General features: G+C 56.2%; 19 protein-coding genes. 8 read left to right on the top strand and 11 right to left on the bottom strand.

Features of this window, described 5'->3' with window-relative positions; genetic code table 11:
* Positions 1-11 precede the first annotated feature (11 nt).
* Positions 12-998 (top strand): zinc-dependent alcohol dehydrogenase family protein, encoded by a 987-nt coding sequence (locus HFP54_RS10040; protein ID WP_168565032.1) that lies wholly within the window; start codon positions 12-14, stop codon positions 996-998.
* Positions 999-1191: 193 nt separating this feature from the next.
* Here the strand turns inward: HFP54_RS10040 and HFP54_RS10035 are convergent, their stop codons facing one another.
* A complete protein-coding gene (locus HFP54_RS10035) occupies positions 1192-2646 on the bottom strand; it encodes a serine hydrolase domain-containing protein (RefSeq protein WP_168565031.1) in 1455 nt (484 codons plus the stop codon).
* A gap of 352 nt (positions 2647-2998) precedes the next feature.
* Between HFP54_RS10035 and HFP54_RS10030 the strand changes: the two genes are divergently transcribed.
* Positions 2999-4075: a uroporphyrinogen decarboxylase family protein gene (locus HFP54_RS10030; RefSeq protein WP_146415205.1), complete on the top strand. Its 1077-nt coding sequence runs from the start codon at positions 2999-3001 to the stop codon at positions 4073-4075.
* Here HFP54_RS10030 and HFP54_RS10025 read toward each other — a convergent pair.
* Positions 4062-4712: a cobalamin B12-binding domain-containing protein gene (locus tag HFP54_RS10025; protein WP_168565030.1), complete on the bottom strand. Its 651-nt coding sequence runs from the start codon at positions 4710-4712 to the stop codon at positions 4062-4064. The two genes, HFP54_RS10030 and HFP54_RS10025, sit on opposite strands and share 14 nt — an antisense overlap.
* A gap of 73 nt (positions 4713-4785) precedes the next feature.
* On the opposite strand from HFP54_RS10025, the gene HFP54_RS10020 reads away from it, so the two are divergent.
* The 3 genes from HFP54_RS10020 to HFP54_RS10010 all read left to right on the top strand — a co-directional run bounded on the left by HFP54_RS10020 (position 4786) and on the right by HFP54_RS10010 (position 8327).
* On the top strand, positions 4786-5550 hold the full coding sequence (locus HFP54_RS10020; RefSeq protein ID WP_168565029.1) for a vitamin B12 dependent-methionine synthase activation domain-containing protein: 765 nt from the start codon (positions 4786-4788) through the stop codon (positions 5548-5550).
* A 204-nt stretch (positions 5551-5754) separates the two neighbouring features.
* Entirely contained in the window at positions 5755-7407 is a 1653-nt protein-coding gene (locus HFP54_RS10015; RefSeq protein WP_168565028.1) for a uroporphyrinogen decarboxylase family protein, read from the top strand.
* Positions 7404-8327: a CobW family GTP-binding protein gene (locus HFP54_RS10010; protein ID WP_168565027.1), complete on the top strand. Its 924-nt coding sequence runs from the start codon at positions 7404-7406 to the stop codon at positions 8325-8327. Before HFP54_RS10015 ends, HFP54_RS10010 begins: the two co-directional genes overlap by 4 nt.
* Before the next feature lie 25 nt (positions 8328-8352).
* Here HFP54_RS10010 and HFP54_RS10005 read toward each other — a convergent pair whose 3' ends face one another.
* Both HFP54_RS10005 and HFP54_RS10000 read right to left on the bottom strand, forming a co-directional pair.
* Positions 8353-10776, bottom strand: a complete 2424-nt coding sequence (locus tag HFP54_RS10005) for a right-handed parallel beta-helix repeat-containing protein (protein ID WP_235951533.1) — start codon at positions 10774-10776, stop codon at positions 8353-8355.
* A 242-nt stretch (positions 10777-11018) separates the two neighbouring features.
* Positions 11019-13460: a glycoside hydrolase family 5 protein gene (locus HFP54_RS10000; protein WP_168565026.1), complete on the bottom strand. Its 2442-nt coding sequence runs from the start codon at positions 13458-13460 to the stop codon at positions 11019-11021.
* A gap of 307 nt (positions 13461-13767) precedes the next feature.
* Here HFP54_RS10000 and HFP54_RS09995 point away from each other — a divergent pair, with 307 nt between their 5' ends.
* Together HFP54_RS09995 and HFP54_RS09990 are read left to right on the top strand one after the other, a co-directional pair.
* Positions 13768-13965: a hypothetical protein gene (locus tag HFP54_RS09995; RefSeq protein ID WP_168565025.1), complete on the top strand. Its 198-nt coding sequence runs from the start codon at positions 13768-13770 to the stop codon at positions 13963-13965.
* A 203-nt stretch (positions 13966-14168) separates the two neighbouring features.
* Positions 14169-14951, top strand: a complete 783-nt coding sequence (locus HFP54_RS09990) for a hypothetical protein (RefSeq protein ID WP_168565024.1) — start codon at positions 14169-14171, stop codon at positions 14949-14951.
* Positions 14952-15022: 71 nt separating this feature from the next.
* Here HFP54_RS09990 and HFP54_RS09985 read toward each other — a convergent pair whose 3' ends face one another.
* The 7 genes from HFP54_RS09985 to HFP54_RS09955 all read right to left on the bottom strand — a co-directional run bounded on the left by HFP54_RS09985 (position 15023) and on the right by HFP54_RS09955 (position 23994).
* Positions 15023-16336 (bottom strand): SHD1 domain-containing protein, encoded by a 1314-nt coding sequence (locus HFP54_RS09985; RefSeq protein WP_235951530.1) that lies wholly within the window; start codon positions 16334-16336, stop codon positions 15023-15025.
* Between the two features lie 109 nt (positions 16337-16445).
* Positions 16446-17429: a sulfite exporter TauE/SafE family protein gene (locus HFP54_RS09980; RefSeq protein WP_168565022.1), complete on the bottom strand. Its 984-nt coding sequence runs from the start codon at positions 17427-17429 to the stop codon at positions 16446-16448.
* 22 nt (positions 17430-17451) lie between these two features.
* Positions 17452-18240, bottom strand: a complete 789-nt coding sequence (locus tag HFP54_RS09975) for an SDR family oxidoreductase (RefSeq protein WP_168565021.1) — start codon at positions 18238-18240, stop codon at positions 17452-17454.
* 65 nt (positions 18241-18305) lie between these two features.
* A complete protein-coding gene (locus HFP54_RS09970) occupies positions 18306-19172 on the bottom strand; it encodes a DUF4437 domain-containing protein (protein WP_168565020.1) in 867 nt (288 codons plus the stop codon).
* Positions 19173-19381: 209 nt separating this feature from the next.
* On the bottom strand, positions 19382-19939 hold the full coding sequence (locus tag HFP54_RS09965) for an ECF-type sigma factor (RefSeq protein ID WP_146415227.1): 558 nt from the start codon (positions 19937-19939) through the stop codon (positions 19382-19384).
* Between the two features lie 69 nt (positions 19940-20008).
* Positions 20009-22222, bottom strand: a complete 2214-nt coding sequence (locus tag HFP54_RS09960; protein ID WP_168565019.1) for a serine/threonine-protein kinase — start codon at positions 22220-22222, stop codon at positions 20009-20011.
* Positions 22223-22443: 221 nt separating this feature from the next.
* The gene (locus HFP54_RS09955; RefSeq protein WP_168565018.1) at positions 22444-23994 is read right to left on the bottom strand and encodes a sulfatase family protein; all 1551 of its coding nucleotides are present in this window, start codon (positions 23992-23994) and stop codon (positions 22444-22446) included.
* A gap of 555 nt (positions 23995-24549) precedes the next feature.
* Here HFP54_RS09955 and HFP54_RS09950 point away from each other — a divergent pair.
* Positions 24550-25305 (top strand): 3-keto-alpha-glucoside-1,2-lyase-like domain-containing protein, encoded by a 756-nt coding sequence (locus HFP54_RS09950; protein ID WP_168565017.1) that lies wholly within the window; start codon positions 24550-24552, stop codon positions 25303-25305.
* Positions 25306-25398 lie beyond the last annotated feature (93 nt).

Here is a 25398-nt window from a genome sequence, read left to right as displayed (position 1 = left end):
GGAAACCAGCTATGAAAGCCATGATCATTCAGTCCTATGGTGAAGACGCCGTATTTGAATCTGCCGACGTGGAAACGCCGTCGGTCAAACCCGGACATGTACTCGTCAAAATTGCGGCGTCCAGTGTCAACACGGTCGACACGATGATCCGGAAAATGGGCAAGGACTTGCCATTGTCGCCCGACACTCCGGCGATCCTGGGGATGGACTTTGCCGGAGTCGTCGAAGCGGTCGGCGATGGCGTCAACGGATATCAGGTCGGCGACGAAGTCTACGGTTGCGCCGGTGGCTTGGCGGACCTGCCGGGAACCTTGGCGGAATACATCGTCGCTGACGCCGACTTGATCGCGCTAAAGGCGAAGAATCTCTCGATGGCGCAAGCCGCCGCATTACCGTTGGTCGCGATCACGGCCTACGAAGGCCTCAAACGTGCCGGTACAGGTCCGAATCAAAAGGTTTTGGTCCACGGCGGTTCGGGCGGTGTGGGCCACGTGGCCATTCAGTTGGCCAAGCATTTCGGCGCCGACGTGTATTCCACCGGTGGAGGTGACAAACAACTGGCTTTGATCGAAAAGCTGGGTGCAACCGCGATCAACTACAAATCCGAATCAGTCCAACAGTACGTCGACGAGCACACCGGAGGTGACGGCTTTGACGTCGTGTTTGATTCGGTGGGCGGTGCAAACCTGACCAAGTCATTCGAAGCGGCGCGATTGAACGGCCAGATCGCCACGACGGTATCGATGATCGAATTGGACCTGACCCCGGCCCACTTCAAGGGCCTGTCATTGCACGTGGTCTTCATGCTGATCCCGATGCTTCACAACTATCGCCGGTCGGACCACGCGGAGATATTGGCCAACGTCACACGTATCGCCGAAGCAGGCAATCTGACACCCGTCTTGGATGAAGAAAAGTTCTCGCTGAACGACGCGGGCGCGGCTCATGCACGGTTGGAAAGCGGAAAGGGCATGGGCAAGGTCGTGATTGAAAACTGATCGGCCCCGGTTCTTTCGGTCAACGATCAGGAACAACCTCTTCGGATCACCCGGGCCACGCGTCGTTCGATCGTCACCCATCCGGCCCAGACGCATGCGGCAATAGACCACCTAAATATGCGGACAGGTCGTTTTAATTTTGGCAACCTGACGCGTCGGGTTGCCATTTGTCGCCAAACTCCTGTCCGCCCGCTCAGTGAAGCTCGGCCCGTTCGTTGGCGCCATAAACCGCGTCGCGAAACGCTTTGTGCAGTCCCACTTGGTCAAACGGACGTAGTTGCACGAATAGAACGGCGGTTAGATCGTTGGCCGGGTCGACCCAAAACAAAGTGCTGGCCGCACCGTCCCAGAAGAATTCACCCACGACGCCAAAATTCTCCTCCGCGGATGCTGGCGGACGAACACGAACGGCGAAATCGATTCCAAACCCCACTTGTCCCTTTCCCGGCAACCAAGACTTGTCGTCAACGTCGTCGGGCAAATGATCCGTTGCCATCAAACGCACGGTTTCAGGCTTCAGGATTCGAACGCCGTCCAGTTCCCCCTCGTTTTGCAGCATCCGTGCGAATCGCATGTAGTCATCGATGGTTGCCGTCAGCCCCCAACCGCCCGGCGTCAACGCCCATGGTTGGGTATTGAACGAAAACGCTTCTTCATCACTTTGGCGGGTCAATTTGCCCGTCGCATTGTCACGTAAATAGACCGCCGCCATGCGATGTTGGTCGGCCTTGGGGACGCGATAGCGTGTCTGATTCATTTTCAGCGGATCAAGAATGTGTTGCCGCAGGTAATCTTCAAACGCCATTCCCGACAATCGTTCGACCAAGCGTGCTTGGATGTCGACCGATGGACCGTACGCCCATTTCTGTCCGGGGTGAAACCACAGCGGGATCTCACTGAACTTCTGTGCGACGTCTGCCAACGTGTGATCACGGTGAAACGGATCCGCCTTCTCCAGCAACGGACCGACCATTGGCAACCCGTTTCCGTTGGCAAGTCCGGATGTGTGGCGTGTCAAATCACGAATCGTCATCGGACGTTTGGGGGACTGAAGGATCAGATCACCGTTGTCATCCGTTCCCGTGGCAACTTTCAAGTCGGCAAAAGCGGGCAGGAACTTGGCGACCGGATCATCCAGTTGAAATCGGCCTTCTTCATACAGTTGCATCAGGGCGACACCGGTCACCGGTTTGGTCATGGAGAAGATTTGAACGATGGTGTCCCGAGCCATCGGGCGATCGTGGAGCGTGTCCGCCATGCCGAATGCGTTGAAGTAGGCCTCGCCACCGTTCTCATAGATCAACGCAGAAACTCCTGCGATGCTCCCCTCATCCACCAGCGATTGCAGGGTCTGATCGATCCGAACTTTGGCATCCGAATCAATCAAAGGCTTTTCGTTGCGTGACGGAGTTTGGATGTACCTGATATCCCGTTCCCGATTCGATTCCGCCGCACCCTCGTGCGTTTCCAAAGCTCTCCTTCCCTCGATCGAAGCAATGCCTGACTCGATACCCAAATCACTAATTTCCGAAGTGGAAATATCGGTCAGCGCGACGGTTTCAGGTTTCAATGGTTCCGCGGCCACAGCGGAATTCGAAAGCGGAACGAGCGACGCAAGGAGAACGACACAAGTAAGCAGACGGCTCATCGGAAAGATGCCTTGAAAAGCGGAATCAACGGCGATGACGATTGACCCTGGACCGCGAACGAATCCCTGATGTTGGGAGAATCACGCAGTGGGGTTTGGGCCGCCGATTCTAGTCGATTTGCAGAAGCCGATCGTCTTTCCCCTTTTTCCGGACAGCACGCCGTCGCGATCGCGTCTGCAAAATTGACGCACTGACTTTACGGCCAGCGCGGTTGCGTTCACCGTTGGCTGTAAACTGTTGACGGTTTTCCCGCTTCGCTTGGGTGCCCCGCAAAGTCGGTCGACCGGGGCGGCCCGATGCAATTGGCAATTCATCCCGTTCTTGGCAACACCCAACCCCTAGGCATAGGAAATGGAATTGACGTCCCGCCAACGGATTCAAAATTCGATTCGCGGTCAGGCAACGGATTGCGTTGCCGTTGGCCCCTACATGTACGACGTTGCGGTCGCATTTTCAGGCGTTGTGTTGCGCGATTTCTACACCAACGCCGACGTGATGACCAAAGCCCAATTGGCTTTGCACGAAGCGCTGGATCAAGATGTGATCGCGGTCGGCGCGGACAACTGCTACATCGCCGAAGGCTTTGGTTGCAAGACCACGCGCGAACGCGATGAACTGCCGGCGATCACCGAATCGCCTGCCAAGACGCTGGACGAAGTGTTCAGGATCGAACCGCTTGATCCGTACCAAGACGGCCGGATGCCGGTCATGATCGACGCCATCAAACAAGTTCGCGACGCGGTGGGTGATTCTGTGGCGATTCGATCGCCGGGGACTGGGCCCTTCGCGTTGGCATCGTACTTGATCGGATCGCAAACTTGGCTGTACGAAGTCGGCATGCTGGAAGCCGGATTGACCGAGGGAACCGAGGACGCGATTCGCCACGCGCTGGACGTGGCTGCTGAATCCTTGATTCGGTTCGGCAAAGCATGCTGGGACGCCGGTGCTGACATCATTCACTGCGGTGATTCGCTGGCATCATGCGACATGATTTCGCCATCGACGTACGAACGGTTCGCGCTGCCATACGAGCAAAAGGTCTTCCAAGCCTGGCAGGATCATGGCATCACAGGAAGCCTGCTTCACATTTGTGGTGACAGCACGCGAGTGCTGGACATGTATGCCAAATCGGGTGCCGCGATCGTCGAAGTTGACAATATGGTGGACCTGTCCGTCGCCAAAGAAATCGTCGGCGACCGGGTCGCGTTGATGGGAAACGTGCACACGATCAACGATTTGCTGCAGGGCACACCCAAAAGCGTCGAAGAAGCATCCCGGCGTTGCATCGACAGCGTCGGCGGCGGCAATCACTTCATCTTGGGATCCGGATGCATTGTTCCCCGCGACACGCCGATTGAAAACTTACAAGCGATGGTTCGCATCGCCCGAAGCACTCATCCGACCGCCGGCGAAGCTACGCCGGCGTGACGATCGATCGAACCAGCGTCACGGCGGCACTGGCGTTTTCGCTGTAGCCGTCGGCGCCGATGGAATCGGCAAACTGTTGGGTCACCGGTGCACCACCCACGATGATCTTGCACGTCTGGCTGATGTCGGAATCACGCAGCGCACTGACCACATCCTTCATCTGCGTCATGGTGGTCGTCAGCAATGCTGATACCGCGACGACATCCGCTTTCTGTTCAACGGCTTTGGAAATGAAAGCCTCCGCCGCAACGTCGACGCCCAAATCGAACACTTCGAAACCACCGCCTTCCAGCATCGAACCGACCAAGCCTTTGCCGATGTCATGCAAGTCGCCTTTGACGGTGCCGATGACCACACGACCAACCGGTTCGACGCCACGTTCGGACAACAGCGGCCGAATCAATGCCAGCGCCCCCTTCATCGCTCGCGCGGCGATCAATAGTTCAGGGACATAAAACTCACGCTTCTCAAATCGCCGCCCCGCTTCGTCCATCGCCGGGATCATGTCTTGGTTGATCAAGTCATTGGGATCGACGCCGTCGGCCAATGCGGCCTGCGTCAACTTGACGCTGCCGTCGGCGTCGCCGGTCAAAATGGCTTCGTACAATGGGCTGCCGTTTGCACCAGATTCAGACATCAAAACTTCCTTCGACCTGCTTGCGTTTCTCGGTGAGGTTCACTGCATGACCGCGTCGGATTGTTAACATAGCATGTCGTCGTTCTCCCTACGTAACATTGATCGCCAGGACCATGGGATGAGTGTCAAATCGCCACACCGTTTCCTACAGATGGAACCGGTGACGGTGGCCCAAGTCGACGAACCGATCGACGTTGCCGAAGTCTTGCGTTACTTGGGCTATCCCGCCGGGTACACGCCAAGCGGTTCGGTCGCGGAGATGCTGGAACACTGGATCGACCAAGCCGAACAGGCCGCGTCGCCTTGCGCGGTCTATGTCGTTCTGCCGGTCATTCACAAAGACAAGCGTTCGTTGATCGTCGACACGTCGACCGGCAAGATCGAATTTTCGGGTGCGATCGGCAGCTTTCTCGGAGTGTCGGAATTGATCGTCGCCTTCATCGCGACAGCCGGCCCCCGCATCGTTGAACTCGCCAGCGACCTTTTGACACAGGGCGACGACCTGGCCACTTTGATCGTCAATTCGGTGGGTGCCGAACGAGCCGAAGCAGCGGAGACCGAAGCCGTTCGCAGGGCTTGCGATCCCGTCGGCGACATCGGCTTCGCCGCCACGTTGCCCTACAGTCCCGGTTACTGCGGCATGAAGTTGACCGAACAACAAAAACTGTTTTCGATCTTCGGCAACCAGACCGCGGGTGTCCAACTTCACGAAAGCTGTTTGATGACGCCCATCAAGTCGGTGTCGGGACTCGTCGGATTGGGGCCAAGCGAATCGGTCCGCATCGAAGGCACGCCGTGTGATCGTTGCGAGTTGAAGAACTGCAACATGCGACGCTGAGAATTGGATGCGACAATCTGGTCCGCCCAATCAAGGCCATTCAGGGTTTTGGACCGTCGCCAGCATGCATACTGTTGACATCGATCATTGGTGGCACAGTCGACATCGTTTTTTGTGCCGCCATGTCACAGTTACGGCATGTGTCGCATGGGTCCATTTCACCGCGACGGCGGACGATCAGAACGCAATCTGAGGGCGAGTCTAATGAGCACCAGCACCCATCTTTCGGTCGGCGGAAAAGAGCTCGTGCATGCTGCGATCAGCGGCCAACGAACGGATCGCGCCCCTTGGGTTCCCTTTGTGGGATGCCACGCCGGTGCCTTGATGGGCGTCGGTGCGGACGAATACCTGAAGTCCGCCGACTTGATGCATCGTGGCGTCAATCTGGCAATCGATCGGTACCAAGCCGACGGAATTCCGGTGGCGTTTGATCTGCAGATCGAAGCCGAGGCGTTGGGCTGTGAATTGCGTTGGTCAACGGACACCCCGCCCGCCGTTGTCGACCATCCGCTGGCCCAGGACACGCCCCTGGATCAATTGAAGATTCCCGGCCCGGACGAAGGCCGCATCCCCATCGTCTTGGACGCCACCCGTCGGTTGCGTGCGGACCATCCGGACACCGCACTTTATGGTCTGGTGACCGGCCCATTCACGTTGGCTTTGCACCTGCAGGGCACCGACATTTTCATGCGGATGTTTGACGATCCGGAATCTGTGCAACGCTTGCTAAAGTTCTGCAGTGATGTCGCGATCGCGATGAGCCGGTATTACATCGAAGCGGGCTGTGATGTGATCGCCATTGTCGATCCCATGACCAGCCAAATCGGTCCCGACCAATTCAAACAATTTGTGACCCCGTATGCCAAACCTGTGTTCGAATCGATTCGGACATCCGGCGGCCTCAGTTCGTTCTTCGTCTGTGGACACGCACAACAGAACGTCGAAGCGATGTGTCAGTGTGGGCCGGACAACGTGTGTGTCGACGAAAACATCCCACTGGATTTTGTCCGTGACACCTGCCGGGACAACCAAGCCAGCTTTGGCGGAAATCTGCAATTGACGACCGTCCTGTTGCTGGGCAGCCCCGAAGACGCTGAAAAGAATGCGGTGGAATGCTTGAAAGTTGGCGACAACACCGGCTTTGTGCTGGCCCCCGGATGCGATCTGCCTTATGCGACCCCGCCGGAAAACCTGGAAGCGGTCGGTCAACTGGTTCGCGACACGTATCGCCAAGAAGCCGTGATGGCCATGTCGGAAAGCGCTGATGTCCAAGACATCCCTGACATGTCCGGTTATGGGCAGGGCGATCATGTCATCGTCGATATCATCACATTGGATTCGGAATCATGTGCACCCTGTCAGTACATGGTGGAAGCCGTTGAAAAGATTGCTCCTGATTTTGATGGAATCGTTCGTTGGCGTGAACACAAAATCAAAACGCCCGAAGCGATTCGCTTCATGACCAGTTTGTCGGTCAAAAACATCCCGACGATTTGCATCGACGGCGATATCGCATTTGTGTCGCGGATCCCACCCAAAGACGAATTGTCCGCCGCGATCCAAAAACGCATCAATCAGAAAGCACGACTTCGCATTCGACGTCGTCAGTGTGAAATTCACGTCTTGGGCCAGAATGACGGCGACACCATTGCGATGAAAGATGCGGTGGATCAGGCGGTGCTTGAAACCGGCGCCGACGTTTCGGTTCATTTGGTGACCGATCCGCTGGAATTCATTCGATTCGGCGTCGAACCCGATGAAACGCCGGCGTTGGTCACCACGGGACACCAAGTCGTGTCGACGGAACGTGTCCCCGACAGCATGGCGATCAAACAATGGGTTCAATCGCTGCAATGAAAAAGATTCCCGTCTATTTGATCACCGGCTGCCTCGGGGCGGGCAAAACAACGCTATTGAACCATTGGCTGGCCGGCCCCGAGTTGAAATCCAAGCGGATCGCATTGCTGATCAATGAATTCGGCGAATTGGGCGTCGACGGGCAACTACTGCCCGATGATGCCGGGACGGTCTTTGAACTGAACCGCGGAAGCCTGTTTTGCGCCTGCATCCGATCGGACTTCGAAGCGACGATGCATGCGATCGCAGATCAGGTTCGCCCGGACTTGGTGATTACCGAGGCAACCGGAATGGCACAAACCAGCGACCTGTTCAGCTTCATTGAAACGCCGGCGACTCGTGAGCGATTTGAAATCGCCTGCAACGTTTGCGTCATCGACGCGTTGAACTTCACCAAAGTATTGCCAACGTTAAAGGCGGTTGCATCCCAGGCGATGTGGGCTGACGGATTGGTCATCAACAAGTCCGATGGATTGAACACCGATCAAGTTGGCAAACTGACATCGCTGTTAAAAGACTTGAACCCTCGTGCAAAGCAGATCCGATTCGGCAGTAAACACTTCGGCTGGCCGTTTGTTGAATCTTTGCATCACGTTGCCTGCACAGATGCGCCGTTGCAGGCACCGCCGGCCGAAGTAGTCGCCTGTACGATCAGCGGACATGATTTTGACCGAGCGGCGTTTCAAACCGGGGTTGAACAAATCCGGGGCCGGCTATTAAGGATGAAAGGGATCGTCAATTTTGGTGATGGTCCCCGCTTGGTGGAATCTGTTTTTGACAGCGTGACCGAACGCCCCTACACGGCGAAAAACCCGCGTTACGGACTGACCGTCATCGGATGGAAAATCACCGCCGACGAAATCCGTTCCGCCCTGCACCCCGCCGTCACGCCCCCGGTGGTCACGATCGGCTTGCAGTAACAATGGCATCGACCATCGGCCAATGTCACTTTGCTTCGCAGATGATTTCCAAGTCGTCGATGTCGACCGTTGAATTCACGTCGGCTTGGCTGACGAAGCCCACCCAGTCCAGCGTTTTCCACGTGCTGGTAACGATGGGCAGGTTGTTAAATGTCCGCGCCGGTACGCCATCGCCTTTGACGGTGACCGCCCAAGTTCCAGCGTTATCGCCCAGCTTCGCCGTCACATCGACTTGGATCCATTGTCCCGTGGGAATCTTCATCAGTTCCTTCGTCGGCGTTCGAAGTCGGCCGTTTTCAAACCACAGACTCGGTCCCGTCTGATATCGCTGCGATGCGTCCCGCCATTCATGTTGAAAAACAGCGGCATCATCCATGCGAACCCAGAACCGACAGCGTGTGGTTCCATCGACATGGTGCGGCGACACCACCATCATCGGGTAATACCGTTGACGTTGCCCCGGGGTATCGGTCAGACGCAGCACTTTCTTCCCGCTGGGGGAATCATCAACGTCAACCACCGCGACCCCGCCCAGTTTTTCATCAACGCTGGTCCGAGATTTGATCGGCAGCTTGCCGCTTTCAAAATCTTCGTGCAATTCCAGCGGCGGCGGTTCCGGCGGATGGCCCATCGAAGGCATCGGCAGGGACTTGGCAAGGCTTCGCCATTCTTCATCGCCGTACACGCCCGCCTTGGTCCAATCGAACGGTTGAAATCCAATCCGCTTCGCCGCGGTGGTATCGATGAAGTGAAAATCGTCGTTCTGTGGATCCGCAAATCGCGGGTCCGCGACGACCGACGTCTTGCTACGGTCACCCGGCGTGATGTCGACTTGCCTGTTGGGATTCCAATAAAGGTTTCGCTGCACGGTGACTTTGTCGTCGCCCCATTGGCCATGGAACAAGTCACCCGATTCGAACAATACGACGTTTTGCTCGAAGGTGAATGACCGATGATCTTCAACCTTGCTGCGTCGGACTTGATACTCCCGGCCAAACGCAAAGATGTTGTTGCGGATCCGATTATCGCGCCCGTAGTGCTGGTGGTATCCACCGGACTTGGTGCGATAGACCAAGTTATTTTCCAACAAAATATTCGAACTGCCTTCGTCATTGTACAAGCCCCAACCGCCGTATCCCCATGATTCGATGTCATGGATGACGTTACCGCTAAGCACGGTCCCTTCGGACGGCCCCAATGTATAGATACCGCCCATGTCGCTTAGATAGCCTTGGCCCAGATGATGGATATGGTTCATTCGGATCTGGTTGCGTTTCGCCAGGCTTTCCGCATAGCCCCAACGCCATCCGACGGAGATCCCCGTGTAATAAAAATCGGCAATTTCGTTGTGTGTGACCTGGTTGTCACCGCTTTGTCCGATCCATATCCCGACCGCACAAGGAAAGGTGTGCCCGCCGTCATAGACAATGTTGTTGTCGACGGTGATGTGGCTCGTCCGTTCCGATTCATTCGCCGCGATGGCGGTTTCACCAATTCGGATGCCTCCGGCCCCCAAGTCGTGGATCAAACATCGCTGAACCAAACCGTCACGACAGCCCTGACGAAACCAGATGCCGTAGCCACCGACATGGCCAATTTCACAATCACGAAAGACCACGCCGTGGGCACCATCGATTTGCACGGCGGCTTCGATCGGCGATGCAGCTTGTGACGGTTCGAAACCCTCTGGCGGCGACGTCCATCCGCTGTTTTGAAACGTGATGCCGCGGAATTCCAAGTCGCGGACGAATCGGGCATTCGCCGGGTCACCCTGGATGACCAAAATCTTTTCACAAGCCGGAGCGATCACCTCTGCGTGCTGCATCGATTCGCCTTCGCGAGGCAGATAGCTCAACACACCCTCCGGCGACAAAAACCATTCCCCCGGTTCGTCCAACGCGGCGAGAAAGTTTTCCAGATGATATCCCGTGTTGTGAGTGAGCGGATTCCAAGATTTCATCTCGCGTCCGCTGGATACCAATCGGCCGGCCAGCGGATCAGCACGATCCAAATAGCGTCGCGTTGTGTCCCACTTGTGAAACGCTACGAATTGGACTCGACGTATCTCTTCGGCGCTCAAGCCGGCCAGCCCCTCCGTTTCACCCGGGCGAACATGTAACGTTTGTCGAAACCGACCATTTTGGTCCTCCGGTTGTTGATCGACTCGCAAAAGGTAATGAAAGAACTGATCCGGTTCTCTGGCTCGTACCGCGCGCCGACCGTTGATCCAAAGTTGTTCGAAGTGCCAGTCGCGAGGAACCTTCGTCGACCAGACACCGTTGGCTCCTTGGGTCCAATGACTGGTGATCCGTCGCCCCGCCGAGACAATCGGCTTGGCATCGGTGTCGGCTTCGTAGACGACGTTGCCATCGCCGTGACCAAACACGATGGGCTGTTCAATCGAATAAACCCCGTCGGCGATCAAAACTCGGAATGCTTGATCGGGCATTCGGCTGCGTTGTCGACGGATTTCATTCCTGGCGTCAGCGACCGATCGCAGTGGCCCGTCGGGCGAGACCCGAAGCACCGACTGTGCGCATGCACGGGGCCCCAACAAGCTGCCCATCAAAACGACACCGACGGCAAGCGACGACGTCATACGTTGGCATGCGTTTGCGGGCTTCGATGTCACGCACATGATTGGTTTCCTAGCCTCGTTGTTTTGTCGAACCGGATGCATTGAAAACAAATTCACTCGGCAAGCTCGTAAAACAATGTTTTGTATTCCGGTCCGATTTCGAATCGGATCATCGTTCCCGACGCCTTGCCCGAGATCCGTCGCACTCGGTGGCCCTTGGCATTCAAGGCGTACAAACTTCTGGCCTTTTGATCAGCGGGAATCGACAGGATTGCGGGAACGCCGTTGACGACCGTCGGGCCGTGGCCCCAATTCTGGCCCACCGTCGTGCGATCGTCGTTCCATCCCATGTCCTGATTTTCGCCGTTGGAAACAACGGTCAACAGAATGGAGGACGACGATTCTAGATGCCGGTCATCACGACTGGTTGCCACCAAGACGGCGTAGTCTCGCTCGGTTTCACCGAACTGCAGGCCCCAAGTCCCGATCTTGAACGCTTGCCCGCCGACCAACCCCCAAGCGCATCGTGTCTTCGGCGTATCGATCAACACATGTGCGGATGACGCGCTGCGTGCATCCCAACTCACCGAACCATCGGGCGTCACCAAGCGTTTGCGTTCCGGACGTTGCAAATCCTGGACGGACGGAACGGTGACCGTAGGGTGCGCATCCGGATCGACCGTCATGCCGACGCGATATTGCATCGCCAACGCGCCTCCGCGATCCGCATCTTCCGGGGAAACTGCAACTTGCTGCCCCAGCGACGATAGATCCCCGCGTCGATACAGATTCGCAAGCGCCGCAGTCAGTGCGATCTTGGTGGGTTGGCCATTCAAATCAAAGTAGCCCAGAATCGCATCGGTATCCCAACGGTCGTTGGAGCTGTGATAGTTGAAGAAGAACACCGCGTCCCAATCCTGAAGACTGGCGATCATTGCCGCCGCGGGGATCGCATCCGCGGCAAAAAAACCAGGTTCGCCAGCATTCCATTCGCTGAACGTGAACGGTTTGTCGTGCATCCGCCAAGCCGTTCGCATCAACAAGTTGTTTCGCGGCCATTGATTGTGAAATGGAAACGCGACCATTGTTTCGTTTTGAACCGTCCAGTTGCTTCCATCCCAAGGTCGGCCGGGGAAAATTGGATGGTGCCAATACGCATGCATATCGGCAAAGTCGGCAATCGTTGCCGTAATCTCAGGTGGTTGATAGTTGGCTTGCGTGGTCGTGATTGGAACTCGGACGCCAATTTCTTCGCGAAGCAATTGCTTGGCTTCGCTGTAAAAGCATTTTTCCAGATCCAACATGAACTGACGAAAGTCACGACGCGACTGAAGTGACCAATCAAACTTGGGCAGATCAACGTTCGCGTTTTCCAACGATTGCCCCAGGGGCACGGACACCGAACCGCTACCCTGCACCAGGCGAACGTTCTTCAGTTCGATCGCCGTCCTGTCTCCGCCCAAATCGAACGACAATCGCACGCCTTCGTCGACCGTCTGCGGAGCCTGGAAGCGAAACTGAAAGTCGTCCCAGTCCTGGCGAACGTTCAATCCTTGAACCAACCCCAGCGGTGTCCACTCACCCTCGATCGTCTTGGCGACGTTCATACCGACACTACGTGGCCGATCGGACCGTGCCTGAAACGTCAGCCGATAAAAGCTGTCCTTGGTCACACCGAACGTCTTGCCGGTCAGTTGTTGGTGCCAGCCCTGTTCCGCGACCGCTTGAGGCACCAGACGTAACACGGCATCGTCGCCGTCCATCCGGATCAGCGCCCGGATCGGCGATTTCCCGTTGTTGTCCGATAGATTCCAAGGCGAAATGTCGCCATCGGCCCACACCTGCGAATTCACTAGCACGCGTGTCGCCGTAGACCCTTCACTGGCCCAAGCGTCCCGAAGCGTTCCGGTTTGTCCATATTTTTGTTTCAGCCATCCATTCCACCGGTCCGTCAGTGCGGATCGATAGGGCTCCGGTGCATTCAGCAGTGCGCCAGGCCCCGCCAAGGAAAACTTATTTTCATTGGCAATTTCAATCATAGCGATCGCGGGATCATCCGCTCGCCGAAGTTTGCGATACGGATTCACGTGCCCCAAGTATTCGCGACAAAAATTCCAAAATGCGTTTTGAATCTCAGGCTGAAAGTGCAACGCGTGTTTGTCGTGCATCAAATAGTGCTCGCTGCCTAACGATGCCATCCCCAACTGACGGCTGACCGAGCGTCCCACATGCAAATTCAGATTCGCGTAAATTCCGTGTTCATGAAGTTTGGCTAAGAAATAGTCCAGCCGATCCACCTGCTGCGGATCCCAGCGTCCATCTTTGGTGAACAAGCCTCGTGGCGATGTTGATGTTTCGTGGTGATGGATGCGTACCCCGTTGATACCGATCTTCGCCAAGTGGGCGGCGACGCGATCGGCATCTTCATGCGTTGGAAAGATGGCGCCGAAACACAGATTGACGCCCCAGATCTTCAGACGCCCCGATTCGGTTGCGAAGTGCCCGTCGACGATTCGTACGAACCCATCATCACCAGCGGGGGTTGGTGAAAGCATCGAAAAATCAGTTGCCGATTCTTCCGCATCAAAGCCGGAAATGACAAACGGAAATCGATCGCTTTGAAACGACTGCCCGCGACAAATGGACGCTGCCATGGACACGCCCATGAGGACAATTAGCAACACCGATCGAAAACGTTGCAAAAGCATGATTCCAAACTCAACAGAGGGTGCCGGGCGGGGGTAAGCCAAGTCGCAGCTGGTCGTTCGCAAAATCGCTGGACGACTCACCTGCGAACGTCGAAAATGAACCGTCACTGACCTAGATGTTTGGACGCCCAATTTACCGCAGAGGTTAGCCAAGATGTCCGTTCCGAATTGCGAGAAATGCCGACTGCGTGCCAAGTACGATGCCAACCCGACTTCGCTGCTCGGACGCCTATGGCGATGGCACGCCAACTGGTGTCCGGGATGGAAGAAGTACATGATGTCGCGGACACCGGAAGTGCGTGAATCCATTGCCAAAAAGTACGACATGAAGCGTTTCCTGCAGCAACCCTAGCCGGCCGGTACTTGGTTTCTGTCGGGTCCGCATATCGCCTGTCTCATCGATCGGGCCGCCAAAGCATTGGAGAGTCTGGGCAAGAACGTCAGAACAGCGATGCGGTCGGTCTTTTTACGTTCTTTTCGCGCTGCCTTTGGATCCGAAGAGTCTCTAGATTCCTGGGGCGCCCAATCGCATCGCCAACTCAATCCGAAGGCCGAATGATGCCCAGCCGAATCTTTGACAAGAAAACGATGTCGGCCAAAGTCTTTCTTTGGGGACTGATCGGATCGATCATCGTGGGGGCCGTGCTGGGGATCGCGTTCGTCTTGCGCGACTCGTGGGGCTGGTTTGAAATCCAAGTGATGCTGACGACGGTCGTGGTTGCCGTTGCCAGTTTGTGTGGCTTGGCTTGCGATCTGTCTCGCACGCCCAAAGGCTTGAACGTGCTGCCAAGGTCCGGCATGACATTGTCGATTCTCGCGGCGGGATTGCTGCTGGTGGGAATCTGGGGCGAAATGGAATCAACCGAATTTTGGAAGACAACGATATGCGTCGTCATCCTGGGCGTCGCCACCGTTCACGTGTGCTTGCTATCGATCGCAAAGTTGGCCCGGCGTTTCGATTGGATTCGATTCATCGGCACCCAAGTGGTGTTCGGGTTTGCTTTGTTGCTGTGCGGTGTGATCATCGCCGAAGTCGATTCACCCGGTGTTTGGCGATTGATTGCCGCGATATCAATCGCCATCGGTGCGTTCAGTCTGTCCGTTCCAATTTTGCACCGTATCAGCAGACTCGACCGGTCCACCGAAGACCTGACGACTCCCGTTGAAACACGAAATTTGGCAGCGATCGATGAAGAGATAGATCGTCTGCAGAATCGTATCGCTGATTTGCGTCGACTCCGTGAATCCATCAATCACGTCGAATCGACATCCACCGAGTTGCCCCCTGACGCGGCTTTCCCACAAGAACGACCGGCGACGGAAATTGCATCGCGTTAGTTCGCCTCTCAAGATTCACTGACCACGCACCATCATTCCCGCTTGGTCGCCCCTGACCAAACACAGAACGCTCACTGGGGTCCCCTGAGTGTTGCAGACAATTGCATCAATTCACGCATGACCGGTTGGTTGGCGGAGACGCTTAGGCCACGTGAACCAACGGGCGAAATTTGACATTTACCGCCCAGTGCTTCCCACTGCTCCGGCGCCACCGTTGTGTGAATGACTTGCAGCAACGATCGCACATTGGTGCCCGCTCCGAAAGCTTGCAGGCTGAATTGACTGTCTTGCCTAGATCTCTCGGCGGCCTCTTGAGTAGTGATCGTCAACGTGTCGTTTTGTTGAAGCCATGTGCACCCAACCGATGCCAGGAACACGTCCAATGCATCTTTTGCAGAACAGCGATCGACACCGGTTCTGATCTTTACATCCGCCGACAACCCAATGGCGGACAGTGCGTCGACGTCAACACGGGGCGATCGACCGATTTGCGGGCCCAGACTGTCGGCGAATTGCGTCAGCGACACGATTGGCCCCACCACGTCGATCATTTGTTGATCCAACGGATGTAGGTACCGCGTGGTAATCAGCCGCACCGGTAACCGTGTTTGAATCATGTGTTGCACATGCCCCGATTGCCGAACGATGGCGCGAGTCCCCAGAATCGAAATGCTTCCCGGTCCACCCAAAGATTCCCAGGATGATGGTTCCAGATCTGAAAATCGTTTGACAACACTGGCGGAATCATTTGATCCGGTGAAGTAGACCGCCGTTTGCAACAGGCCGTCACGACTTTTACCGCTTCCGATGACCAACATCGTTCGGCGCGCCTGCCACGTCATCTCCAGCGGCTTCAGGATCGCATACAGTTGTTCCGCGACGGTTGCCCCCTTGGGGACAGTGCCGATTTTCTGCCGCTCCGTCACTCCGCTTCGATTCAAAGCAAGCACATCGACGTAAACGGGGCAGGGCAGACGTGAAAAGAAATCCGCCAAGGTGTCATCGGCTGAAACGGCAACCGCCTTTCCATGCAGCGTCCTCAGGATTTGCTGTTCGATGGCCGCGGGGTCATCGGCCGACGTTTTGCCCGACCCATCGGACGATGATTCGGAATTGGCCGACTTGCCCGCAATGGTTTTTAGGTACCGTTGATCGGCGGCACTCAACCGTTCGATTGGAACCCGGATTTCCTTGCCCGTTTCGGTCCGCAACTGAACGGATTCACCATCGCTTGATACAAGCGTCGCCGTCACCGAAAACTTTCCAGTGCTGTCGCGCCAAACATGCGATTCATCAGCCTCCACCGCTGAATGGCACAGCGACAACAAGCATATAAGAATTGGACATACGCAATATCCTACTGCTGGTCCACGGCTGAAGCTCATTTGCATGGCCCTGTTTTTTGTTCGCATGAGAGACCCCGGCCATCACTGAGTCGCCGAAGGCCCCCTCAATCGCAATGTGAGGCCCCCTCACTTGGTAGTCTGCGGTCGTTCATCCGGCACCTTTGGCGATCAATAACACCGCCACGAATGCCAAGCCGACCGCCACCATCGTTCGAAATCCACCGGCGGAAAGCCGGGTGCTGAACCGCTTGCCGATCGCGATCCCCAGCAACGCGGCAGGAATCAGCAACAACGCTTCGATCGTCGACTGGCGGCTGATCTCGGTGGAAACCAACAGGCCAAGAATTTTGAAAACCGACAGTGCCAACAAAAACTGGTTCACAAATGCCTTGAACTGTTCCTGGTCCCAATCTCTTTGCAGTGCATAGGCGACCACGGGCGGTCCGGGCATGGTGACCGCCCCCATCAGGAAACCCGACGCCACGCCGATGCCGGTCGCACCCCCGGCATCCTTTCGATCATTAGCAACATTCGATGAACCGCCGGTCGATTGTGGTGCGGTCGAATCCGCACGATTCCGCGACGCTTTTCGATTGTGAAACGAGTACCCGATCATCAGAAGCAAAGCGACGCCCGTTCCCCGCGTCAACCAATCAAGATTGATCGAATGGAACAGCCACAGTCCCAATGGCAAACCGATCAAAGCACCGGCCAAAGCGAATAGGAGCGGACGCCAGACGACGCCTTTTCGATAGGCCCAAACGGTTCCCATCTGAACTGGGACCGCACACAAACTGACCAACAAATGCGTTTGGCGGGCATCAATGACCAGCGGCATCAAGCCGATGGCAACGATGCCGAACCCAAATCCGATCCCGCTGTGCACGAAGCCTGCCGCAAAAGCGATCAACGCCACAACCGCGATCACGATCACCCAGCCATTGCCGATGTCATTCAAGTTTGGGTTGTCCATTGGTTTAGAGATACCGTTCCCAACAGACACCGGACGGGTCGTCATGGATGTCTCGGCCGACGTCGGATCGTCCGCCTGCAACGGGGTAGCGCCGCAAGTGACGATCATCACCATCGCCAATGCGAACAGTGTTCGGAAAATTCTTGTCGTGGTGTTCATGCAAAGAAGTGGATTGTCAGATTCAGTTGGAAGCGGTCTGGGGTTCGTCGATGCCGAAGGCTTGAGCGCGAATCGCTTGCATATCGCCATCGATCACGTTGTCCGCGAAGGATTGATAAGAGCGGCTGATCATCTGTGCCAAAGGACCGACCCATGCATGAAACGCTTCGCCATCAAGCGCATCCAAAATGGCATCAGCGACCTGGGTTACGGGGGTCGCAAAGTCTCCGAATCCTGCCGACGCTCCCATGTCCGTTTGTGTCGGGCCGGGATGAACACTGATCACCCGCGTGCCCTGTTGTCCCAGCAGGTCACGTAACCCTTGAGTGATTGAGTAACTGGCCGCTTTCGACGCGCAGTACGTCGCAAAGTTTGCTGACGCTTTGACCGATGCGACACTGTTCAGTTGGACAAAGACTCCGCCGCCGTTCTGTTTCAAAACGGGTGCGAATGCCTGGGCCACACGCATCAATCCATACACGTTGATCTCCATCTCCGCTTGCAAAGCATCGATGGCGTCCCTATCCAACGCCGACTTCATCTGCATGATCCCCGCGTTATTGAAAACGACATCGACATCCGTTGCGATGGCAGCGGCTTCGCCGATGCTGTCGGGATCATTCAGGTCCATGCGGACTGCGATAACACGGTCGCCGTGCTGAGAAGTCAGGGGTGCGACGGATTGTGGATGACGCACGGCGGCGTAAATCTTTTTGGCGTCTCGTCGGATCGCCTGGTCCAAAATTTCTTTACCGATGCCACGGTTGGCACCGGTGATCAGCAGGGTCTGGTTGCGAATGTTGTCGGGCATCAGATCTCGAATCGTTTGGTGATTAGGATGAACGGATCGCTTCGGTCGTTTCTTATCCCGGCATATCACCGTGACGACACATCAAAACCGCCTTCGTTGCGGACATAAATCAGACAACCGTCGTCGGTATGGACCCTGTGCGATGCCTTTTCTTGTGATCCGAAATAGCTGCCCGGTGTTAAGGCTTGGTCGCCCCGCTGATCAGAAAGCGAAAGCGTCAAATCACCTTGGATGACCACGGCACGAAAGGTGGAATCGTCACTCAACCGTCCGCGAAAACCCGCGGGCAGTTTCAACAGCGACGCGTTGACGTTGCCTTCGGTTGTATCGCCCCACAGCAGCGACAATTCGGGACCATCGCCGGGCTTTTTGGTTTCGTCAGAATGATCAATCCAATCGCTGGCGGTTGCGTCCAGCCAAACACGATTGGTGGCGTCCAGGTTGAGCGGCCGCTGCCCGTTGTCGAACGACTCTTTCGGCGGCTTCACCAGATACGGTCCCGACTGGATCTCCAGGAACGCAACGCTGGCACCCCGTGCAGCCGTGATATGCACTTCGCCCGCGGGTTGCATCCAATAAGAACCTGCCGGCATCCACATCGGTGCGGCATCGGGATCGTCGTTGTGCAGCGCACCGGCAATCACGACACCGCGATAAGTGATGTTGTGGATGTGCGGCGGGGAAGAAAACCCGTCGACAAATTTGACCAAGAATCCAGACGCACCGTCTTTTGTTTGATCTCCCCAAAGCGTTCCCGCCTTAGGGGCTTTGTCACCGCGTGCCGGATTCAAAGGCTGCCAGACAACGTCCGATGTCAAAACAACCTCTGTTGTATGGCCGGAATCGTCGGCTGGCGAGTTCCCGGCACCGATGGTGGCAATCCCAACAGCGATCAGAATGCGGGCAACGTGTGGTCCAGGTGTTAACTTCATCGTGATTTCTCCGTTGGAACAGGTTTCGTGTTTCGAGCCCCGATTCACTGTTCAGTGCGAAACCCGGACCCGAATTCCATCAGAAAAATCAAGAAGAAAGATTGGGCCGACCCCGCGGCCCGAAAAGCCCATGGGAATTGAACGAGACCGTAGATGGCCGCGCGATTGAAGTTGCCCTCACGCGTCGGAAACGCCAAACGGAGTGGTCGCTATTGCATTTCCGCCTGCAACCAGGCCCGGGCGTAGGCCCAGTACCGTTCCGCCGTCGCCGTGGAAACGTCCAACGCTGCGGCAGATTCTTTGATCGTCAAACCGGCGAAGAACTTCAGCTTGACCAACTCCGCTTTCACCGGATCTTGATCCTGCAGCTTTTCCAATGCCTCGTCCAACGCGATCAGTTTCTCAGGTTGCGATGCCGCCGGATGATTCCATGTATCCAGTTCAATCCTCGCTCGCCCGCCACCACGTTTCTGCGCATTCGCGGCCCGCGCGTGTTCGATCAAGATACGACGCATCGCTTCGGCGGCGGCCGCAAAGAAGTGCCCGCGCGAGTTCCACTTTTTCTGATCGCCGTCTTCATCGCCGGCGATCCGCATCCAAGCTTCGTGGACAAGCGCGGTCGCCTGTAATGAATGATCGGGACGCTCTTGAATCAGCCTGGCCGCGGCAAGCTTTCGCAGTTCGTCATACACCAAAGGCAACAAATCATTCGCCGCCGTTGCATCGCCCGATTCCAGCGAATCAAGAATCTCGGTGATCTGTTTCAAGGAACTGCTCTTAAACCACGAGACGGTCGATACAAGGCGCCCATGCTATGATCCCAAAATCATACACCGCTAAGACGACGCCTGTTCCAAACCGACGGCGATCTTCATCGCATCATTGGCGGCATCGGATTCACCGCTGGCGACGAACGCATCAGCCAAGCTTCGCCAAATGCCGGCAACATTTGGACGTAGCGCCGTGCACCGCATGTAGTAACGAATGGCATGTTCAAAGCGTCCTTCGTTCATCAGCGTCGTTGCATATTCAAAGTTCAGCATCAAATCGGCCGGGTGCTGCATCAACGCGTAACGCTGAATTTCTTCGGATCGTTCCACGTTACCAAGCGAACGATACGATTCCGCAAGCCATGAAAGCTTTCGCGGACACTTTTTGGCCAGATTGCTACGCCGAACCACTTCTTCCAAAGCCGATTCGTCGGGCGGCCCCGGTGAATAGATGACCTTTCGAATCGCAACCCTCAACGGATCCGGGTCGGCAATCGACATGGCGTCTGTCCAATCCCGACGCTGCGATTCGGTCAATTCGGGGCCTCCCAAATCAGCGGCACGTTGTCGGGCGGCGATCCACAATTCCAAGGCGTCAACCAATTGAACGCTGGACGGGTCTTCCGCCATACGGAGTCCCAGTTGTTCGGCAGGCACACGATCGACATCGTATCCACGATCACGCAAAATCCGCCGCAATTCTTCTTCCATCGTCAACCAACTTGCCAAGTCCCGCTGCGTGCCGCGAGCGATCAACAAGTTTTCCATGGACAAAGCAAACTGGCGGTCCTTCTGGACCGATCGATAGTGCCGAAGAAATGCGTCGGCCCTCTGCATCGATTCATCACCGACACTCGATTCGGTTGCCAACAATTGCACCTGATCCGCCAAATACTGGGCGCTGGTCCAGCGGTCGTCGGCCGGGGATGCTCCCGTCAACGCGGTCAGCGCCGTGCTGGCTTGCGCAACCGCACCGGCCAAACGATGCTGGTCTTGCTCGCGTACAGCTCGTGCCTGGGATTGCTGTAGCCAAACCACCGAACCGATGGTCGCCACAGTGATCGCCAATAAAGCCGCCGACGTGACGCGCCGTCGATGCCGGACAAGGAACTTCTTTGCGCGATAGGAAAGTGACGGCGGTCCCGCCAGCACCGGTTGGTTGGTTAGCGCACGCCGAATGTCGGTTGCCAAGTCACTGGCGGAGTCATAGCGGCGACGGCGGTCCTTTTCCAAGCCCTTCATCACGATCCAATCCAAATCACCTTGGATCTCGCGTGACAATCGATCAGGGCTGATGCTGCGATGCTTCGCCAAGACGGTCAGCTTTTGCCCGGATGAACTGAGACGTTTGCTCGGTTTGACCGGTTCTTCTTCGCGGATCATCCGCTGCAATTCTTGGTACCCCGCCTGGCGAAGCGATTCCGCTTGCAGTGGCGTTGTACCGGTCATCAGTTCGTACAACAGAACCGCCAGCGAATAGACATCACTGCGTGTATCGACATCCAAGCCGCTGATTTCCGCCTGCTCGGGACTCATGTATTGAGGCGTCCCGACCATCATTCCGTATTGAGTGAACAGTGTTTTTTCGGTCAGGCGTTGGTGCAAAGCTTTGGCGACCCCGAAGTCGATCACCTTTGCGACAGGCCGACCATCATGCAACGTGACCATCACATTGGACGGCTTGATGTCACGGTGAATGACACCTTTTTGGTGTGCGTGGTGAACCGCGTTGCAGACGGATACGAATAGCTCCAGACGCTCGGATGTCGACAGAGCGTTGGCGTCACAAAACTCCGTAATCGGTACCCCTTTAACCAGTTCCATCACAAAATAGGGACGATCACCGTCGGTGATCGCACCGCCGTCAAAGACTTTGGCGATGTTCGGATGGTCCATCATCGCCAGGGCTTGCCGTTCGGCTTCGAAGCGAGCCACGACGGCTTTGGAATCCATCCCCGGCTTGATGACCTTTAGTGCGACTTGACGCCGAATCGGTTGTCGCTGTTCGGCCATGAACACCACGCCAAAACCGCCTTCGCCCAACTTTTGCAGCAGGCGATAGGGCCCGATGTCTTGGCCCGCGTCGACGCTGGAGGATTGTTCTAAGGTTTCGCGGGGATTCAGATCCAAAAATCCGTCGTCGTTGTCGTGGGCGGCAAGCAATTTCTCCAAACGCCCCCGCAGCATCGCATCGTCCTTGCAAGCCTGGCGCAAATAGTCCGCACGCAGGGACTCCGGCAATTCAATTGCCCGTGCGAAAATGGACTCTTCGGTGTTCATGCGTCAGCGTTGATGCTTCGGTGTTCATGCGGTGCGGCACAGGGCGACGGATCAGATGGGTGGAAAGCCCCGGTTCAGGGCCGTCTCCCGGGATCTCCACCAAACACAGTGCGTCAAAGCCCTTCGGTCTCCATCACCGATTCCCAAAGTTTTTCAAAGCCGCGTCACCGACCACGACAACGGTGGCCCTGCCGTTGTCGTCGGTTCGAAACCAGACACGGCTATTTCTTGCGGTTCTTGGGCTTTTTGGTGAACGGAATCTCGGGCCGCTTCATCGTGCTGTCGGGTTCGCGAAAGACCCAAGGTTCCCACATCTCACGAACCTCTCGCCATTGTTCCAGCGTTCGTGTGGGGTACCAGCCTGGCACGCCGTACGTTTTGAAATCGTAGTCGTCGGCGTGATCCTGGACCCACTGCCCAACGGTCGCTGTGGGACGCTGATCGGGAAAAACGCCTTTGGCACGGAACGCGTCGGAGACGCCGGTGTCGTGGATCACATCGTTTCGCCAATTCGTCAGTTCCGCCAATAGCTCGGCTTTCACATCCGCATATTCAGGATCGTCCGCGACGTTGTGGACCTCATGCGGATCCTTGCGAAGATCAAACAACTCAACCGCAGGTTTGTGGGGCGACATGAACGCAGCCTGTTCTGGCGTCAGCTTTCCTTCCAAACTCAGCACGTTCATTTCGGCCAACGGCGGATAAGCACCTTCCTTGTAAAAGCTGAATTGGCAATAGGCCCGATCGGGCATCAAGTTCAAAATCAGTTTGAAATCCTTGGAACGAATCGACCGCATCGAATCGTGGGTGTCGTCCATCTTGTCCCGCGCAGCGAACGTGTAGCGTCGATTTTTGACGTCATCGCTGAACAGACTTTTGCCATGCAGCGGCACCGGCGATTTGACCCCGGCGGCTTCCAAGACCGTGGCACAAATATCAATCGACATGACCAAATCGTCATTGACCTGCCCCGGTTCTACTTTGCCTGGCCAACGCATGATCATCGGGATACGGGTGCCTTCGTCGTACAGGAATTGTTTGCCACGAATATGACAACGTCCATGATCGCCGATGAAAAAGACGATCGTGTTGTCTGCCAATCCTTCGTCCTGCAGTCGCTTGAGCAACGCGCCGACTTCGCGATCGACCAACTGCATCTGCTCCAGGCCATTGGCCCAGTCACGGCGTATGAAAGGCGTGTCGGGATAATAGGGCGGCAGTTCGACATCTTTGATATCGATCGGACGCTGGGGATCACGCTTCCACGCACGGTGGGTTCCCCCGAACGTGATCCGAGCGAAAAAGGGCTGATCGGGTTCGCGGTCCTTCCAGTCGACGCCCATGAACAGTTCGGACTTTTGATCCGGCAGAAAATTGCAATCCGTCTTCCAGCTCATCAGACACGTGTAGTAACCCGCGTCGGCCAACAAATGTGGGATCGGCCGAATGCCGTGTGGCAACGGCTTCTTGTCTTCGGTGCGGTGTTGATGCGCGCCGATGTAGTTTTGGTGGAAACCGGTCATCATCGCCGACCGCGACGTTGAACAGACCGGCGACGTTGTGAACGCTCGCTCGTATCGAATCCCCTCCGATGCCAGTTGGTCGACGTGAGGCGTGTAAATCCCCTTGGTGCCATAGCACGACAGATCGGGGCTCCAATCTTCGATCGTGATCCACAAAATGTTGGGACGCGATTGGTTAGCAGCGTTTGCGATCGGCGTTGCAACAGATAACAACAAGACGCCGAGCAAGAATGCGAATCGAAATTTCATGGATCCGTACGATATCCTTCAGTGGTCAGGGACGGGGCGGGGTGACGTCCATCGGTGGCAAAAACCGAGCTGGGCGTCGAGTTCACGACACTCAATCTCCCGGACGCCAACACCGAACATCCGCCGATGGTTTGACGGGGCATTTTGACGGGGCATGACGCCCATCGAATTCGGCATCTGGCGTGGTCCGCGTCATTGCCAGTCGAATGAGGCAGATCTATCTTTCATCAGCAAGCAAACAATCGGCTGAACAACGGCGGCCTCGTCAGGGTAGCCTTCCAATCAGCGTTATTGGCGAAACATGCCAGGCGGAATGAACTATTCTAGCCAGCGTTCGTCACGGAAATCAGACCGCGACCTAAAAAGGAACCGGACGGGGAATCAACCGCCGTCCCTGCGTACAGAAACGACGTCTGGCTTTCGCCCCGTTCCAGAGTCTTGCTCCCACCAAAAACCACGCCTCAAGCCCAAGATCGGCCCCACATGCCCCGATACCAAATGTCCCAGCGATTCACGAGTTTGTTTCTCGAAATCTGCGTTGTAACGTTTCCGACGTTGTCACTTCTGTGCGGATGGACGGCTTTGGCCGGCGTCGGCTTTTGCTTCGACACCCCATTGGCCGCAGCAGACGAATTGAATGCATCAGCTGAATCCGACGGCATTCGTACGCTGTTGTTCGAAGACGATTTTGAACGAAATGAATCGCAGGAACAAACCGACGAACTGGGCAACGGTTGGGGGACCAACAGCGACAAGCGAGCGGGCGGAAACAAACAGGTCGACCTGGGCGATGGGACCATGTTCATTTTCCGACACAAGACCGCCGACCACGGCGTGTCAGTAACGCACCCGGCCGAATTCAAAGACTGTCAGATCCGATTGCGATTCCGCTTGGATAACAAAGCCGACGATTTCGGGATCGATATCGCCGACATGGGGTTTCCCGATGTGCATGCCGGACACATCTGCAAAGTCAACTTCCGCCCACAGGAGGTGGAGATTCTGGACTTCAAAAACGGGCGAATGAAGAAGTCGTATCGTGACGCTGCCAAGGCCGGTACGGCAACCGCCGAACAAAAGGCGGCCGTCAAACAGTACGAACGCAAATGGAAACATTCCATCACTTTGGAACAGTGGCATGATGCCGCTATAACGATTCGCGGCAACACACTTTCCGTTCAGTTGGACGGCAAAATGATCGGCACCTTTACGTCGGACGGCTTTGATCATCCAACCAAAGACATGATTCGCTTTTCGGCGCGTCGCGAAGCACGTGTTGATGACGTCAAGGTTTACTCGCTTGCCCCGTAGATCAGGCTCATCATCGTCTTGAAGCCTTCACCACACGAACTGTCCTGTCCCTGACAAGCGAATTCTTGAAAGTCCGATTGATGCCGTTCCCCC

Origin of the sequence: Crateriforma spongiae (genome assembly GCF_012290005.1) — a bacterium.
In the GTDB taxonomy this organism is placed as follows: Bacteria; Planctomycetota; Planctomycetia; order Pirellulales; family Pirellulaceae; genus Crateriforma; species Crateriforma spongiae.
Note: the sequence above shows the minus strand (reverse complement) of the source record. Positions and strands in the feature narration are given on the sequence as shown.

Coding starts and splice junctions, on each gene's coding strand:
- HFP54_RS10040 (WP_168565032.1), top strand. CDS start 12: ATGAAAGCCATGATCATTCAGTCCTATGGTGAAGACGCCGTATTTGAA.
- HFP54_RS10035 (WP_168565031.1), bottom strand. CDS start 2,646: ATGAGCCGTCTGCTTACTTGTGTCGTTCTCCTTGCGTCGCTCGTTCCG.
- HFP54_RS10030 (WP_146415205.1), top strand. CDS start 2,999: ATGGAATTGACGTCCCGCCAACGGATTCAAAATTCGATTCGCGGTCAG.
- HFP54_RS10025 (WP_168565030.1), bottom strand. CDS start 4,712: ATGTCTGAATCTGGTGCAAACGGCAGCCCATTGTACGAAGCCATTTTG.
- HFP54_RS10020 (WP_168565029.1), top strand. CDS start 4,786: ATGTCGTCGTTCTCCCTACGTAACATTGATCGCCAGGACCATGGGATG.
- HFP54_RS10015 (WP_168565028.1), top strand. CDS start 5,755: ATGAGCACCAGCACCCATCTTTCGGTCGGCGGAAAAGAGCTCGTGCAT.
- HFP54_RS10010 (WP_168565027.1), top strand. CDS start 7,404: ATGAAAAAGATTCCCGTCTATTTGATCACCGGCTGCCTCGGGGCGGGC.
- HFP54_RS10005 (WP_235951533.1), bottom strand. CDS start 10,776: ATGCCCGATCAAGCATTCCGAGTTTTGATCGCCGACGGGGTTTATTCG.
- HFP54_RS10000 (WP_168565026.1), bottom strand. CDS start 13,460: ATGCTTTCACCAACCCCCGCTGGTGATGATGGGTTCGTACGAATCGTC.
- HFP54_RS09995 (WP_168565025.1), top strand. CDS start 13,768: ATGTCCGTTCCGAATTGCGAGAAATGCCGACTGCGTGCCAAGTACGAT.
- HFP54_RS09990 (WP_168565024.1), top strand. CDS start 14,169: ATGATGCCCAGCCGAATCTTTGACAAGAAAACGATGTCGGCCAAAGTC.
- HFP54_RS09985 (WP_235951530.1), bottom strand. CDS start 16,336: ATGAGCTTCAGCCGTGGACCAGCAGTAGGATATTGCGTATGTCCAATT.
- HFP54_RS09980 (WP_168565022.1), bottom strand. CDS start 17,429: ATGAACACCACGACAAGAATTTTCCGAACACTGTTCGCATTGGCGATG.
- HFP54_RS09975 (WP_168565021.1), bottom strand. CDS start 18,240: ATGCCCGACAACATTCGCAACCAGACCCTGCTGATCACCGGTGCCAAC.
- HFP54_RS09970 (WP_168565020.1), bottom strand. CDS start 19,172: ATGAAGTTAACACCTGGACCACACGTTGCCCGCATTCTGATCGCTGTT.
- HFP54_RS09960 (WP_168565019.1), bottom strand. CDS start 22,222: ATGAACACCGAAGAGTCCATTTTCGCACGGGCAATTGAATTGCCGGAG.
- HFP54_RS09955 (WP_168565018.1), bottom strand. CDS start 23,994: ATGAAATTTCGATTCGCATTCTTGCTCGGCGTCTTGTTGTTATCTGTT.